This window comes from Paenibacillus sonchi (genome assembly GCF_016772475.1).
GTDB classification, from domain to species: Bacteria; Bacillota; Bacilli; order Paenibacillales; family Paenibacillaceae; genus Paenibacillus_AQ; species Paenibacillus_AQ sonchi.
In genome coordinates, this window is the sequence record NZ_CP068595.1 from 1,522,088 (window position 1) to 1,537,188 (window position 15,101).

14 protein-coding genes and 1 pseudogene are annotated in these 15,101 nt (G+C 54.0%); 4 read left to right on the top strand and 11 right to left on the bottom strand.

Features of this window, described 5'->3' with window-relative positions; genetic code table 11:
- Positions 1–1,431: 1,431 nt before the first annotated feature.
- From JI735_RS06970 to JI735_RS06995, 6 genes are all read right to left on the bottom strand, one after another.
- Complete coding sequence (locus JI735_RS06970; RefSeq protein ID WP_233476288.1) at positions 1,432–1,695, bottom strand: hypothetical protein; 264 nt, start codon at positions 1,693–1,695, stop codon at positions 1,432–1,434.
- A 164-nt stretch (positions 1,696–1,859) separates the two neighbouring features.
- Complete coding sequence (locus JI735_RS06975; RefSeq protein ID WP_039838761.1) at positions 1,860–3,089, bottom strand: multidrug effflux MFS transporter; 1,230 nt, start codon at positions 3,087–3,089, stop codon at positions 1,860–1,862.
- A 219-nt stretch (positions 3,090–3,308) separates the two neighbouring features.
- Positions 3,309–3,923 (bottom strand): alpha/beta hydrolase, encoded by a 615-nt coding sequence (locus JI735_RS06980; RefSeq protein ID WP_039838760.1) that lies wholly within the window; start codon positions 3,921–3,923, stop codon positions 3,309–3,311.
- Positions 3,920–4,870, bottom strand: coding sequence for a ring-cleaving dioxygenase (locus JI735_RS06985; RefSeq protein WP_020433164.1), 951 nt, complete (start codon positions 4,868–4,870; stop codon positions 3,920–3,922). Before JI735_RS06985 ends, JI735_RS06980 begins: the two co-directional genes overlap by 4 nt.
- A gap of 141 nt (positions 4,871–5,011) precedes the next feature.
- On the bottom strand, positions 5,012–5,413 hold the full coding sequence (locus JI735_RS06990) for a DoxX family protein (protein ID WP_039838759.1): 402 nt from the start codon (positions 5,411–5,413) through the stop codon (positions 5,012–5,014).
- A 183-nt stretch (positions 5,414–5,596) separates the two neighbouring features.
- Positions 5,597–6,067: a MarR family winged helix-turn-helix transcriptional regulator gene (locus JI735_RS06995; RefSeq protein ID WP_020433161.1), complete on the bottom strand. Its 471-nt coding sequence runs from the start codon at positions 6,065–6,067 to the stop codon at positions 5,597–5,599.
- 618 nt (positions 6,068–6,685) lie between these two features.
- Here JI735_RS06995 and JI735_RS07000 point away from each other — a divergent pair.
- From JI735_RS07000 to JI735_RS07015, 4 genes are all read left to right on the top strand, one after another.
- Positions 6,686–7,387 (top strand): futalosine hydrolase, encoded by a 702-nt coding sequence (locus JI735_RS07000; RefSeq protein ID WP_233476289.1) that lies wholly within the window; start codon positions 6,686–6,688, stop codon positions 7,385–7,387.
- Positions 7,388–7,399: 12 nt separating this feature from the next.
- Positions 7,400–8,239 carry a 1,4-dihydroxy-6-naphtoate synthase gene (locus tag JI735_RS07005; RefSeq protein ID WP_202677620.1) on the top strand — a complete coding sequence of 280 codons (840 nt, stop codon included), beginning with the start codon at positions 7,400–7,402 and terminating at the stop codon, positions 8,237–8,239.
- Between the two features lie 324 nt (positions 8,240–8,563).
- Entirely contained in the window at positions 8,564–9,388 is an 825-nt protein-coding gene (locus JI735_RS07010; RefSeq protein ID WP_039833488.1) for a class I SAM-dependent methyltransferase, read from the top strand.
- A 213-nt stretch (positions 9,389–9,601) separates the two neighbouring features.
- The gene (locus tag JI735_RS07015; protein ID WP_020429977.1) at positions 9,602–10,273 is read left to right on the top strand and encodes a MarR family transcriptional regulator; all 672 of its coding nucleotides are present in this window, start codon (positions 9,602–9,604) and stop codon (positions 10,271–10,273) included.
- 220 nt (positions 10,274–10,493) lie between these two features.
- Here the strand turns inward: JI735_RS07015 and JI735_RS35400 are convergent, their stop codons facing one another.
- From JI735_RS35400 to JI735_RS07035, 5 genes and pseudogenes are all read right to left on the bottom strand, one after another.
- Positions 10,494–10,664, bottom strand: a complete 171-nt coding sequence (locus JI735_RS35400) for a hypothetical protein (protein ID WP_233476290.1) — start codon at positions 10,662–10,664, stop codon at positions 10,494–10,496.
- Positions 10,665–11,287: 623 nt separating this feature from the next.
- Positions 11,288–12,359 (bottom strand): annotated as a pseudogene (locus JI735_RS07020) (ABC transporter substrate-binding protein).
- A complete protein-coding gene (locus tag JI735_RS07025) occupies positions 12,356–13,183 on the bottom strand; it encodes an ABC transporter permease (RefSeq protein ID WP_020429981.1) in 828 nt (275 codons plus the stop codon). Before JI735_RS07025 ends, JI735_RS07020 begins: the two are co-directional and overlap by 4 nt.
- Positions 13,180–13,986 carry an ABC transporter permease gene (locus JI735_RS07030; protein WP_202677232.1) on the bottom strand — a complete coding sequence of 269 codons (807 nt, stop codon included), beginning with the start codon at positions 13,984–13,986 and terminating at the stop codon, positions 13,180–13,182. Before JI735_RS07030 ends, JI735_RS07025 begins: the two co-directional genes overlap by 4 nt.
- Positions 13,976–15,100, bottom strand: coding sequence for an ABC transporter ATP-binding protein (locus tag JI735_RS07035; RefSeq protein ID WP_020429985.1), 1,125 nt, complete (start codon positions 15,098–15,100; stop codon positions 13,976–13,978). Before JI735_RS07035 ends, JI735_RS07030 begins: the two co-directional genes overlap by 11 nt.
- Between the last annotated feature and the right edge of the window lies 1 nt (position 15,101).

Sequence of the window (15,101 nt, forward strand, 5' to 3'; positions counted from 1 at the left end):
ATTTAATTGCACTCTGTACACTAGAATTCGACGGAGAAGCTGTTTTTGACTCCAAAACCGGAAATCAGTTGCACAAAATACAGCAGAATGCAATTTGGCGCAGAACAACAAGCTTTTCTGTTGCATAAAGTGCAGTCATGCCAAAAGCCGACTGATTCATAATGGAAACATCAGATTTCAAGTTCAACCTATATCGTCCGGGAAGATCTCTCCTAAATGTTGCTTCAGGTGCTCCGGCAGCCCGCATACTGCTGCAAAAGCAGAAAAAATTGCCGCACGGGTGATAAGATAAGCTGCTCACTAAAGGCTAGGCATAACGGACTTAGATTGTTATACCACCTCTCAATTCACTATTTAGTCCGGTGCGAAGAATTCAAAGGCACTTTTCCTCTCATTTCAACCTGCACAGAGTCTCCTTGTTTACTTATCATCCGGTTCGCATCATCCGCCATTTCTCATAGAGTATACAAACTACCCTTCGGCTCCTTAACAACGGCATTTCTGCCGTTGTTTCCGCGCCCCCTCCTGCTCTTCAACAACAGCATTTCTGCCGTTGTTTCGGTCCACATTCGTCCTTCAGCCGAGCTGAACTAAAGATGCTTATCCCCAACTTTATACACATCTTATCCACAATGGAAAGTAATCATAATTTCCTAAATAGGAAGTAGAAACGGCTACGCCGTCCTTATTAGGACGGTACCCGTTCCAGCGAAAAATAGAAGGATAGTTTATAGCGTTAAGCATATAAATGCTTATATTTGAACAAAATCACATCTGGCGGGTGAATAGCAACACGGGGCTTATAACCGGAGGGATTCCCAACCATCTTAAATCAACGGGGGCATGCTGAAGACGGGTCGCCCTATTCCTTCGCGATCTATCTCCAGCCGTTACGGACAGGAAAGCCCTTATTGAGAGAAGATTCGTCTATTCCGCAGGTTAACGGACTGAGATGACTTTATTTGTCCCTTTCCCCTTTATTCCAGGCTCGATCGAACGATATAACGGCTCCTGAGTCCGTAACTGCTGAAAAAGTAAGATTTTGGGCAAAATAAGGGCTCCTCGGTCCGCATCAGTCCGCGGATGGAGCCCAATCCTTCTGCATCGTTTATATCCTCTGAGGCTTCCCGGAAATCCACTTTTTTACACTTTATAATTTCCTATACAATGAAATAAGGGGTAAGTCGCTTCCCTCAAAACATATAAATTCTTACAAAAAAAGGACCCCCTCACGGCAGAGGAGTCCTCCTTTTCCAGAATGCTGTTTACGATTCGCTGTTTATGACTCACTGTTTATGACTCACTGTTTACGATTCGCTGTTTACTGTGTTGCTGGCTTACACCCGGATATCAAATCTTCCCGCGCTGTCTGTAGTGGCAGTAGCAATCTCTTGTGTGCTTGCCGCCACAAGCGTATTGCCGCCTGCAGGTTTATCCGGCGGAGCAAGATTGCCGCTTGCCGGAGAGGAACTGCTGCTCTGCGACTTCCGGGCAATTTGGGCCTCGATCTGTTTGATCTGCTGCTCTAACTGTTTTGGACTTCGTTTCTTTGGTCTTCTCATCATCCTTGCTGGACTTAACCTTGTCCAGGTCGGCTTCCAGCTTGGCTTTTTGCTTCTCCAGTGCAGCGGTATCAGTTGCGCTAGAGGAAGTGTACGCAGCAGAAGAGGCCGAGGATACAGATGATATAGTCATGCTTGTCCCTCCTTTCACCTCTCAAGTATAGGAGGTTTACCTGGGAGGAACGTTAAAACGCGCTGAAAGTTGGCTGAAAAAGCATTCGGGCCATGCCCATGAGCAGTACGAAGCGCACTAGGCACAAGCATACATGCAGCAGCACCCGCCGAAATTTTTACGGCTTATTTGGCGCTACCCTGTCTGCAGAGCAGCAGAAAGGACAGAATGGAGCACACACCGGCACCTGCGATGACCATCGCCATGGGCAGAGCAGTCTCACTGCCGCCAAGCCCGACAAGCGGAGCTACACAGCTGCCGAGCAGCAAGGGCAGCAGGCCGAGCAGCGCTGAGGCGCTGCCTGCAGAATCCCCTTGATCCTGCATGGCCAGCGAGAAGCTGGTGGTCCCAACTACGCCCACACTGGAAACAACGGCGAACAGACAGAGAAGGATGGGCAACAGGCCGCCTCCGGCCAGAACCGTCAGCAGCAGCAGCACACCGCCCAGCGTGCACAGCAGCAGGCCGCTGACCAGAAACTTCTGCTCACCGACCCTTCCGGCCAGTCTGCCGGCGATCTGGCCGGACAAGATAATGCCCAGTCCATTTACGGCAAAGATCACACTGTACATTTGCGGGGAGACCCCAAAAATATTTTGCAGAACAAAGGAGGAGCCGGAAATATAAGCGAACATGGCGGCGGAGACAAACCCCTGGGAGAGTGCATAGCCCATAAATCTTCCATTACCCAGCAGGACAGCGAACGTACGCAGCGTGCCGCGAATTCCGCTTTTCAAGCGCCGTTCCTTGGGCAGGGTCTCCGGAAGCCGCAGCAGAATCGTGACAAAAAAGATCAGCCCGGCGGCAAACAGCACCATGAACACCCCCTGCCACGTTGTAACCCGCAGCAGCTGTCCCCCGATGACCGGGGCCAGGATCGGCCCCAATCCGTTGACGATCATCAGCAAGGAAAAGAATTTGGTTAATTCTGAGCCGCTATACAGATCGCGTACCGCCGCGCGCGAGATTACAACTCCTACGGACCCGGCCAGCCCCTGGATAAAACGCAGCATCACCAGCAGCCCGATGGAAGGAGTGAACGCGCACAGCAAGGAGGAGACTGCGTACACCAGCATGCCAATAAGCAGTGGTGTGCGGCGGCCGTACACGTCGCTTAAGGGCCCTGCTACCAGTTGACCTGAGGCCAGCCCCAGCAAAAAAAAGGTCAAGCTAAGCTGCACCAGCGCAGCGCCCGCTCCAAAATCCGCACCCAGCGCCGGAAGCGCGGGCAAATACATGTCAATGGACAACGGTCCGATCGCGGATATCGCTCCCAGAATAACGGCAATCTGCAGCCGCTGCTTCCTCGACGGTCCTTCCGCTCCCAGCACCTTACTATCGATTTTTGTGATCATGATTCATAACTTCAACCTTTCCGCAGCAATGTAACCTTCATACTACCTGATTGCAGACGGAATATTCAATGCTTTTTAATCGCCTGTGCCGTGAAACCTTCCAGATCGGCAGGACCGGATTACCTGCCCTTGCCACAGCAAAAAACTGCCCGCAGGGGCTTTCAAGCGGCTGAAACAGTCACTTGGCAGCGGCCCCGCAGGCAGTTATACGTGTCAGACTTAACGGAAATTGCTTTGCTGCTTCAGCCAATCCCGGGCGGCTTCAGCTTCGGCCGAGCTGAGGCGGTGGCCCTGATTGCCCCAAAGCATTGTTACCTCTGCACCGGCCTCCCGCAGCAGCGATTCCAGTTCCTCGGTTTCCTCTCTGCGGATGATCGGATCGTTGGTGCCTGCTCCGATGAACACGGCAACATCCTTCAGGGACGGCAGGTTCAGCCCGCGCAGCGGAACCATCGGATGCAGCAGCACAGCCGAGCGGAAAATGCCGCCGTAATGAAAGAGCAGGCTGCCGGCGATATTCGCACCGTTGGAGTAGCCTACAGCCACCAGATTGCCAGAGTCAAATCCGTATTCCGCTGCTGCCTTATCCAGAAACTGCTTAAGCTCATGGGTGCGGAAGATAAGATCCTCTTCATCGAAGATGCCTTCGGCCAAACGCCGGAAGTAACGGGGCATGCCATTCTCCAGCACATTTCCCCGGATCCCCAATACAGAGGCGCCTGGGGCCAGCAGCCCGGCCAGGGGCAGCAGATCATGCTCATTGCCCCCAGTGCCATGGAACAGTACTAACGTCGGCAGACTTTCATCGCTGCCCTTGCGGAAGATATGAATCATCCCTGGTTCACCTCGATTTCACGGATTTCAAAAGGGGTAAGGTTCTCTTCAATCACTGCGCGGTGCGGCTCGAACCAGGCAGGAAGCATCAGCTTCTGGCCCAGTGCATCCGGCGCTTCATCACGGGCAAAACCTGGAGGATCGGTTGCGATCTCGAAAAGGATGCCGCCTTCTTCACGGAAGTAAATGGCGTTGAAGTACTGGCGGTCCTGCACGGGGGTAGGCTGATAGCCATGACTTTGCACGCGCCGGCCCCATTCCAGCTGCTCAGCATCATCTTTGGCCCGCCATGCGATGTGATGGACAGTCCCTGAACCTCCGGCTCCATGCGGAACCGGCGCTGCCTTCAGATCGATGATGTTGCCCAGGTCGCCGGTCGATCTGTAGCGGATATAGCCGTCGCCTTCAGCAATACGTTCGAGGCCCAGCGTACGGGACAGCGTATCTGCTGTTTTTTCCGGATTGGTGCTGTACAGAACGGCTCCGCCGAAGCCCTTGATCGCATGTTCCGGGGTCACACCGCCAAAGGACCAGGTGCTCAGCGCGCCTTCTTCACGTTCTACCAGTTCAATCCGCAGCCCGTCGAAGTCGGCAAAGGCGAGATAGGATTCGCCAATCCGGCTCACCTCGGTTACCGGAATCTGATAGGCAGCCAGACGCTGCTTCCAGAAGTCCATCGAGCCCACAGGCACCGCATAAGTGGTTACGCCCACCTGTCCGCCGCCAATGCGGCCTTTGCGTCCCTGGGACCAGGGAAAGAATGTAATGATCGTACCGGGGGAACCCTGTTCATTCCCGAAATAGAGGTGGTATACCTCTGGGGCATCGAAATTGATCGTTTTTTTCACAAGGCGCAGTCCGAGAATTCCGGCATAGAAATCAGCATTGCGCTGTACGTCTCCAACAAAAGCAGTGATATGGTGAATTCCTTGAGTTTGCATAGTCATTATAATTACCTCCTGAAGTTTTTATATGGGTCAATTCCTATATGTCAGGTTCTGCTTAACCCCAAGCGGGCACAGAACTTTTTTTCCGGCAAAAGTCATTTTGGGGCTCTGAAGCTGCGGCTGCGGTTCTGCATGAGCGGATCAGTTGAACAACAGTGCGTCGAGCGAGATCGATCCCGGCCCGGCCAGTGCCACGCCTACCGCAACCGCCAGCAGCGTCAGCGGAAACTCAATCCCATTGGCCGTAGACCAGAAGCCGTTAGGGGCATGAACCTTAACAATTGCGCCGAGCATCGCTGCAGCAATGAGTACGGCGGCCACCGGCGTCAGCAGTCCGGCTGCGAACAGCAAACCTCCGACAAGCTCCATCAGCCCTGCCATTACCGCCATCAGCACGCCGGGCTTAATGCCAATCGACTCCATCCAGCCTCCGGTCCCTTTTGGACCGTAGCCGCCAAACCAGCCAAACAGCTTCTGTGAGCCATGCCCGATAAACGCAATCCCGATCACCAGTCTCATCAACAATAAACCTACACTAACCATTTTACATACTCCCCATTCTCTTGGATTTAATTATCTTAACGTTAAGATATTAGATAAAAATTTTTAGGCCTTACACTTGTTTCTGATCTCCACTTTTGTTTCCTGCAACTGAATGCGGCTACGCTTCTAAAACCTGGCAAGACGCATCTGACTGGCGCATCTTTGCAAGTGGAACAGTCTGTTCTACACGCCTTTGCCAAGCTTCTTTAGCAGCTGGATCGCCTGACTCTTTTCTTCCTGGTTCAGGCCCCCCATCAAGCTGTGGATGGAACTTACATGCTTGGGGAAAATATCATCGAACAGCTCACGCCCAGCATCCGTTATCTCAGCGTAAGTCACGCGGCGGTCCTCACTGCATGGAACACGCTTCAGCAAGCCCCTCTTCTCCAGCTTGTCGATGTTGTAGGTAATGCTGCCGCTGGTAACAAGGATCTTCTCACCGATCTGCTGCAACGGAATCCGGGTTCTGTGATACAGGACCTCCAGCACCATAAACTCCGCCGAAGCAAGTCCGTGGCTTTTCATATCCTTCACTGCATGATCCATAAGGCTCTTATATGCCTTGGACAGGACAACGAATAATTTCAGCGATGCTGCCTGCTCCTCATCCTGTGTGCCGGCGGCTGTGCTTGCGGCTTCCTTGATATCACTCATCCTTGTTCACCTCCAATCGTTTTTTCGTTTATCTTTAAATTAATTATCTTTAAGTTAAGATAACTATAATCCATTCTTTATCTATTGTCAACACCTGCAGTTAAAATAATCACAGCGGTTTGACCTGCCTCTGAAAACGGCGTATCCTTTTCCTTGGAAAAGGGAGTACATTCCTTTTTCTGGCGGCCGGCTGCACGCCGCACACGCCGCACGGAAATTGTGGCCGGAAGCGTAACCGGAGTAGCCCTGGAGACGAGACTAGCTCTGCTGCATTTGGTGCAGCAGAATACGCTACAGACAGGGCTAAACAGCGAGTCTGCTGTACTTTGTACAATTGAATCCTGCAAAAGTCCCTTTTGGAGCTTCGTTTCATTAAATCTGCTGCACAACATGCAGTTGATTGCTTATCTTAAAGGCTGCACCGCCCATTCTGCTGCAGCTTCTGCAACAGATCTCCATTCTTCCATGTGTTCAGCAGTTTACAGTAACCGATGGAAATAACAGTGTTCCTTATATAGAAGAGAGGTCACGCATTTCTTTTCATCGAAAGCTGAGGGGTGGTTTCTTTGGCAGCTAAACTTCATTTTGATATGTATTTATATAGAAGGAGGCTACCTCATGGATGTATTGGATAGACAAGCCGCTGCTGCGGATGATACAGCCTCCGGCGGCGCGGAACGCTCCCGCGTTCTCATCGTGACAGCGGTCGCTGCGGAGCGGGACGCAGTCCTGCGCGGCCTGAACGGCAGCGTCAGATTCGATGTGATTGCGGCGGGCGCCGGCACCGCCGCGGCAGCGGCGGGAACCGCCGCCGCTCTGGCAGCCGGGAGCTACGGCTGCGTCATCTGCGCCGGGATCGGCGGCGGCTTCCCGGGCCGTGCGCCCGTAGGCTCGCTGGTCGTCGCCAGCGAGATGACTGACGCGGGCCTCGGCGCAGAGACGCCGGAGGGCTTCCGCAGCGCTGCCGAGCTCGGCTTCGGCAGCGTGACCGTGCCGGCGGAGCACGGCACGGTGCAGGCCCTTGCGGCCGCGCTGGCAGCGGCCGGGCTTGCGGTAAGCACGGGACCCGTGCTTACCGTGTCTACGGCGACCGGCACCGCCGGAACGGCCGCCGCGCTGGCCGCCCGCCACCCGGAGGCGGCGGCGGAGGCGATGGAAGGCCACGGGGTTGCCGTGGCCGCCCAGCGCTTCCAGATCGCGGCGCTGGAGCTGCGCGCGATCTCGAACCCGGTCGGCCCGCGCGACCGGGCCGCGTGGAAGATCAATGAAGCCTTAGACGCCCTCACAGCGGCTGCGGCTATTCTATTGGAGGTACTGTAAATGACAACAGAGCTGAATATCGCCTTTTCCCCTTGCCCTAATGATACTTTCGTGTTCCATGCCTGGGCCCACGGCCTGGTTCCGGGCGCGCCCAAGCTGAATGTGACGTTTGCCGATATCGATATCACCAACGGCCTGGCTGCAGACGGCACCGGACCGGAGGTGCTCGAAATCTCCTACGCCGCCCTTCCCTGGGTGCTTGAAAAATACAAGCTGCTGCCATGCGGCGGTGCGCTTGGCCGGGGCTGCGGCCCATTGGTGCTCACCCGCAAGGGCGCAGGCGCTATCAGGCACCCGCGCGGGCTGTCGGGCCGGAGAATCGCCGTGCCGAGCGAGCGCTCGACCGCCTATCTGCTGTTCCGGCTATGGGCGGCACAGCAGGTGCCGGGCGGCCCGGCAGAGATCGTCGTCCTGCCCTTCGACGAGATTATGCCTGCGGTGCGTGACGGGCAGATCGATGCAGGGCTTGTCATTCATGAAGCCCGCTTCACTTATCCGTCCTACGGCCTTAACCTGCTGACTGATCTCGGCAGCTGGTGGGAAAGCGACACCGGGCTGCCGATCCCGCTCGGTGCGATCATCGCCCGCCGCGATCTGGACCACGGGGCCATCATCGGCTGGATTCGCAGCTCCCTGCAATATGCGTGGGACCACCCGACCGATTCCAGAGATTATGTGTTGGACCATGCCCAGGAGCTGTCTCCGGAGGTTGCCAAATCGCATATTGACCTGTATGTCAATGAGTTCACCATGAGCCTGGGCGATGACGGCTATGCCGCCATTGCGGCCCTCCTGAACCGCGCCGCCGCTGAAGGGCTGGTTCCGGCAGTTGATCCGGTGCTGCTGCGGTAGCACACAGACAGACGACATTCCGCCGGTTCCCGATCCACATGCTAACGCTCCGGGAGCCGGCTTTTTCTTCCCTTATGCCTCAGCATCCCGCCCTCCTTGATTAATATTGCGCCTTAGACTACGCTGGCAGTAGAACGACAGCCCTTCCGCGCATTTGCGGACAAGCGATGATATTTTGAAGAAGAACCTTGAGCTTACCAACCGCCCACGGCGCAACAGTCTTAAGGCTTCGCCCAATCTGAAGGCCCAATAACAATGTTCGCGATTCGGACATCGTTATTACAAAATAGAAGGATAGATTAAGAACAACGAGGAGGATTTGATGTGATCCCTGCCGGCAACAGCAAGCCAAATATTGAACGTTTCCTGGGCTTCCAGGATGAGTACGACCGCTACCGGCCCGAAGCTCCGCCGATTGTCATTGAACTGCTTACCCAATATCTGGGCCGCAGACCTTCACTGGTAGCCGATGTGGGCTGCGGAACCGGGCTGTCCACCTTTCTCTGGAAGGATGCAGCGGATACAGTAACCGGAGTGGAGCCTAATCCTGATATGCTGGGCAAAGCGCTGGAAAAATTGAGTCTTTTGGAGGCTTCGGCACCCTCTCTGTCCTTTATTCAGGGCTTTTCCAACCAGCTTCCCTTCTCACCCGGCAGCGTGGATATCATCACCTGCTCGCAATCGTTCCACTGGATGGACCCGGACAGCACGCTCCATGAGGTCTCCCGTTGTCTCCGTCCGGGCGGAATATTTGCCGCCTACGATTGTGACTGGCCGCTGGTCCTGCAGCCGGATATCGAGGCCCGCTACAGCCATCTGATCGCCGCTTCCGACGCCTGGCTTGCAGAGCTTCAGCCCGCTGCCGAGCAGGCCCGCAAATGGGACAAAGAAGGGCATTTATCCCGGATGAAGGCCAGTGGCGTTTTCACCTATGCGCGGGAAATTGTTTTTCATAATACGGAAAACTGTGATGCACAGCGTTATGTCGGGCTCATGCTCAGTCAAGGCGGAATTCAAACCGTCCTTAAGCTTGACCCAGCTGTTCTGACACAGGATATTGCCGGGTTCACGGCAGATGTGGAGCAGTTTTTTCAAGACCGGACCCTGCCTGTGCTGATTAGCTACCGGATGCGGGTCGGCGTGAAATAATTTCTACGGCCGGCAGCCCAAGTTATATTGCCATATTTGACTTCCTGTTTGACTATATTTCTTCCTGTTTGACTTACTTTGCGTTTGACTTACTTCGTGTTTGACCATAGTTCATGTTTGGCCTATACTTATTGAAGCGAGACGAAGAACGTCCCGGTTGCCCTCCTAGGGGAAGCCGGGGCGTTTTCTATTTTTCCGGGGAGAGTGAACCGATTGATATTTGAAGAAGCACATTTGCAATTTTTAAACGGTCATTTGGCGGACAGACCGGCGGGAGAGCGGCGGGGACGGCTGGAAAGAGGCCATCAGCACGCTGAAACCTTATTCCTCCGCAATGTCTGGTGGCCGCTCCGGGGACATTTTACCGGACTTCATCCCGAATATGAGGTGACCGACTGGCGGGGGAGGTCCTATTTTGCTGATTTCGCCTGGCTGCCCGGGTATGTGAAGCTGCTCATCGAAATTAAGGGTTATGCCTCACATGTCCGTGATATGGACCGGCAAAAGTACTGCAACGAGCTGAACCGCGAAACGTTTCTGTACGCTATGGGATATCATGTGATTTCTTTTGCCTACGATGATGTGGAGCAGCGTCCCGAGCTCTGCATGACCTTGCTGCGCATGGTACTGGGCAGGTTTCAACCGTCTGACGCGCCTGTGTCACGCGTGCTGCTCATGGAGCAGGAGATTATCCGGCTGGCCGTTCAACTGGCTCGTCCCATCCGCCCTCAGGATGTGAAAGAGCATTTCAATATCACCTACAAAACAGCGATTCGAATACTTCGCAGTCTGACCGAAAAGGGCTGGCTGCTGCCATCCGCCGACACCAAAGAGCAAAGAATTGTACGCTACGAGCTGGCGCGCGGGGTTTTGGAGTACTTCTAATAGTTGGTTTTAAAAACAAGTTTGTTTGACAGTGGACCTATCGTCGGCGGATGGCGCTGGGGTTTGCGGATCGCAGTTATTCTATGTTTCGAGTAACTTCTAGGCGATTATCCAGGCAGCTTCCCGTCAATCCGGTTATTTTCCGCCCAATTCCGGTTACATTCGCCATGTTGCTCTATTATTCAGCAGTTGCCTATTACTACCCACGTTGTCTTGTTAGTTAATTCACCAATTTTCGGTTTACACCCGCGATCGCCGCAATAATTGAGCCAATAGCTGCTTGCGTGTCATGTTCGCTGGATCGCTCAACCCAAAGCTGCTTGCGGGCCGCGTTCGCCGGATCGTTCAGCCAGTAGTTACTTGCGGGTCGCGTTCGTTCTTTGGCTAACACTCAAATCAGAATTAGGTGGAAAAAGGGAACCTAATTTGTTCATTTTCGCCGTTTTCAGGACATTTAGGTGGAAAAAGTATACTTATTTTTCTCGAATTCACTCATTTTCTGTGTTTAGGCTTGTTTTAAGTGTACTTTTTCCACCTATCGCCCTCTAAAGTGATAGCTCAAAAAATTTAAGTGGAGAAATTCCCACTAAATTGGAGTAAACAAAGCAAGTGTGTTCTAAATTCAAACCCATATGCCTGCAATGAGGCGGGGTTACGGGGTTACGGGGTTACGGGGTTACGGGGTTACGGGGTTACGGGGTTACGGGGTTACGGGGTTACCGGGTTACCGGGTTACGGATTACCGGGCTACCGGGCTACCGGGTTACCGGGTCACGTATGCACAAAGCTCACACCACCAGCCTTTTGCCTCATTCCCCTCCGTGCCTCATTCGCCTTCGTGCCTCATACGGCACGTTTCCACTTCCGGCTCCACAGCGAAAAGCCTGATGCGGAATTCCGCATCAGGCGCTTTCTTCAGAGTAAGTCTGAGCACTCCGGGTCAAGACCCCGTCCGGCGCTCCGCAAACAACAGCGGCATTGGGGGCTGTTCTATTCCTCCCCGGTGCTCCGCACTCATTTCTTATTCATTTTAAATCTCAGGAACAGCTCGTTATAGTGGGCGAGCATCCGCTTGCCGAGATTGTCGTAGACCTCCAGCCGGTCGGTAATTTCGGGGGCGGGTAGAAGCGGGTGTCCCCGGAGATCTCTTCGGGAAGCAGCTTCAGCGCCGGAACATTAGGGGTGGAATAGCCGACGTACTCCGCATTTTTGGCTGCAACGTCTGGCCGGAGCATGAAGTCGATGAACTTGTGCGCCCCTTCCACATTCACCGCCGTGCGCGGAATGACCATGTTGTCGAACCATTTGTTCGAGCCTTCCTTCGGCACCACATAGTCCAGCTTGTCGTTCTCGTCCATGATCTCCGAGGCATCGCCGGACCATACAATCCCGACTGCCGCTTCCTCATTCGCCAGCAGCATCTTGATCTCGTCGCCGACAATCGCCTTCACATTGGGCGAGAGCCGGTTCAGCTTGGCCAGCGCTTCCTGCAGATGCTCCTCATTCTGGTCATTGACAGAATAATGCAAGCTGTTCAGCGCCATGCCCATGACTTCACGGGCTCCATCCACCAGAAAAATATTATTCTTCAGCCTGTTGTCCCATAGCGAATCCCAGCTGCTGAAATCCATGCCCTTGGTCATGTCCGGGTTGAAAATAATGCCGACTGTCCCCCAGAAATAAGGCACAGAGTAGACGTTGCCCGGGTCGAACGACAGATCCATAAACCGTGAATCGATATTGGCCAGATTCGGGATTTTGCTTTTATCCAGCGGCAGCAGCAGATTCTCCTCCCGCATCTTGGCAATGGCGTAGTCGGACGGGACCACAACATCAAAGGTCGTTCCGCCCTGTTCGACCTTCGTCAGCATGGCCTCATTGGAATCAAAGGTCTGGTAGATGACCGTAATTCCCGTCTCTTTCTCGAACTGCTTCAGCAGTTCAGGCTCAATATAATCGCCCCAGTTATAGATGGTCAGCGTATTCCCCCGGAGTATCCCTCGGCTGAGTTCAGCCGGGACGCGAGGAACATCAGCCCGAAGGCCACAATAAGAATGGCCAGAAATGCATTAACCAGCTGCTTCATCTAGGCACCCCCATTTCGGCGGCAGGCTCGGAAAGCGGACCCGCCGGACGGTTCTTGCGCCGGTTCAGGAAGTAATATCCGATGACCAGCAGGATGGTGAAGAGGAAGATCAGCGTCGACAGCGCGTTGATCGACAGCGACACGCCTTGCCGTGCCCGGGAGTAGATTTCCACCGACAGCGTGGAATATCCGTTGCCCGTAACGAAGAAGGTTACCGCAAAGTCATCCAGCGAATAGGTCAGAGCCATGAAAAAACCGCTGAAAATCCCCGGTTTAATAATCGGCAAAACAACCTTCGTCAGCACATCACGGCGGCTGGCTCCCAGATCGCGGGCGGCATCGGTCAGCGTTGGGCTCATCTCCTGCAGATGCGGCAGGATCATCAGCACGGCAATCGGCACGCTGAACGCCACATGCGAGAGCAGCACAGAGGTGAAGCCCAGCTTAATGCCAACAATCGTGAACAGGATGAGGAACGAGGCCCCGATGATCACATCCGGGCTGACGATCAGCACGTTGTTCAGCGAGAGCAGCGTGTTTTTGGCCCGGCGGCTGCGGACACGCTGAATCGCCAGCGCGCCGATGATTGCAATCAGCGTGGCAATCGCTGAAGACAGCAGCGCAATCACCAGCGTATTGATGACAATAATCATCAGTCTTGTATCCCCAAGCACCTCGCGGTAATAATCCAGCGTGAAGCTTTCGAACTTGTGCATCGTGCCCCCGCTGTTGAACGAGTAGTACATCAGATACAGAATCGGCGCATACAGCACGGCGAAGACCAGCACCAGATACAGGTTGGCAAATCCGTTTTTGTTCCTCACTGGCGCACCCCTCTCCGCGAGCCGCCCGTCACCAGCATGAACAGCGCCATAATGACGATCAGGAAGACGGCAACCGTAGAGCCCATTCCCCAGTCCTGCGTAACCAGAAAATGCTGCTCAATCGCAGTGCCCAGTGTAATAACCCGGTTGCCTGCGATGAGGCGTGTAATCATGAACAGCGACAAGGCCGGGATGAACACCGCCATGCAGCCGGAGCGCACCCCGGAGATTGTCAGCGGAAAGATTACCCGCCTGAACGTCGTCCACCCGGAAGCGCCCAGATCACGCGCGGCATCCACCAGCGACAAATTCAGTTCCTCCAGGGCGCTGAAGATCGGCAGAATCATAAACGGGATAAAAATATACACTGACACAAACACAAAACTAAAGCCTGTAAATAGAATTTGCTGTTCCCCGAGGCCAAGCAGGCCAAAAAAATGATTGACTGGCCCAAAAGTTCCAAAGATACCGATGAATGCATATGTCTTCAGCAGCAGATTGATCCATGTCGGCAGAATGATCAGCAGCAGCCACAGCTGCTTATGCTTCGTCCGGGTCAGCAGATAGGCTGCGGGATAGGCTACCAGAAGCGAAAACAGCGTGATCAGGAACGCATACCAGAAGGAGTTAAGCATCATTTTCATATATACCGGCGTAAAGAAATTCACATAATTGTCCAGAGTGAGATGTCCGTCCAGATCAAACAGGGAATAATAGACCACCAGCAGCACCGGAGCTATGACAAACAACGCGATCCACAAGTAGTAAGGGATGAGAAAATACGCTTTGCCCTTATTCTTCATGGCTCTCCACCTCGCCGTAAGCTTCCAGACGTTTGTCGAATTCTTCCTCCGTTTCACCGAACCGCATGACATGAATCGCTTCCGGATCAAAATAAAGGCCGATTTCGCTGCCGACCTCCGCTTTGCGCGTGGAATGAACCAGCCACTCATGGCCGGATTCGTCGTAGCAGCTGATCTCGTAGTGCACACCCCGGAACAGCTGGGAATCCACGCGCACGCGCAGCTTGCCCTGTTCCAGCGCGGCAATCTCCAGGTCCTCGGGACGGATAACGATCTCCACCGCTTCATTGCGTCTTAGCCCTGCATCGACACATTCGAACCGGTGGCCGTTGAACTCCACCAGGTAGTCTTCGATCATGACGCCCGGCACAATATTCGACTCCCCGATGAAATCGGCCACGAAGCGGTTGATCGGCTCATCATAAATATCATTGGGCGTCCCGCTCTGCTCGATCCGTCCGCCGTTCATGACAAAGATCCAGTCCGACATCGCCAGCGCTTCTTCCTGGTCATGGGTCACAAAAATAAAGGTAATGCCCAGACGCTGCTGCATTTCCCGCAGAATATACTGCATCTCTGTACGCAGCTTCAAGTCCAGCGCCGACAGCGGCTCATCCAGCAGCAGCACCTGCGGCTCATTCACGATGGCGCGGGCAATCGCCACACGCTGTCTTTGTCCGCCGGACATTTCATTGATAGCACGCTGCTCGTAACCTACCAGGTTCACGAAGCGCAGCGCTTCCTGCACCTTGTGCGTGATCACATCTTTCTTAAGCTTCTTGATGCGCAGTCCGAAAGCCACATTCTCAAATACGTTCAGGTGCGGAAACAGCGCATAGTCCTGAAATACCGTATTGACCTGCCGCTCGTTGGCGGGAATGTGGTTGATGATTTGGCCGTTGAGATAAATAGAGCCTTTCGTCGGCTCGGCGAAACCGGCAATCAGCCGCAGAATAGTCGTCTTGCCGCAGCCCGAAGGGCCCAGCAAGGTATAGAATTTACCGCGTTCGATCTCGAAGCTGACGCCTTTTAATACAGGCTCTTCGTCGTCGTATTGTTTGATCACCTGGTCAAAGGAAATAATAGTGCCTTCCGGGGTAGCTATAGCTGACAAC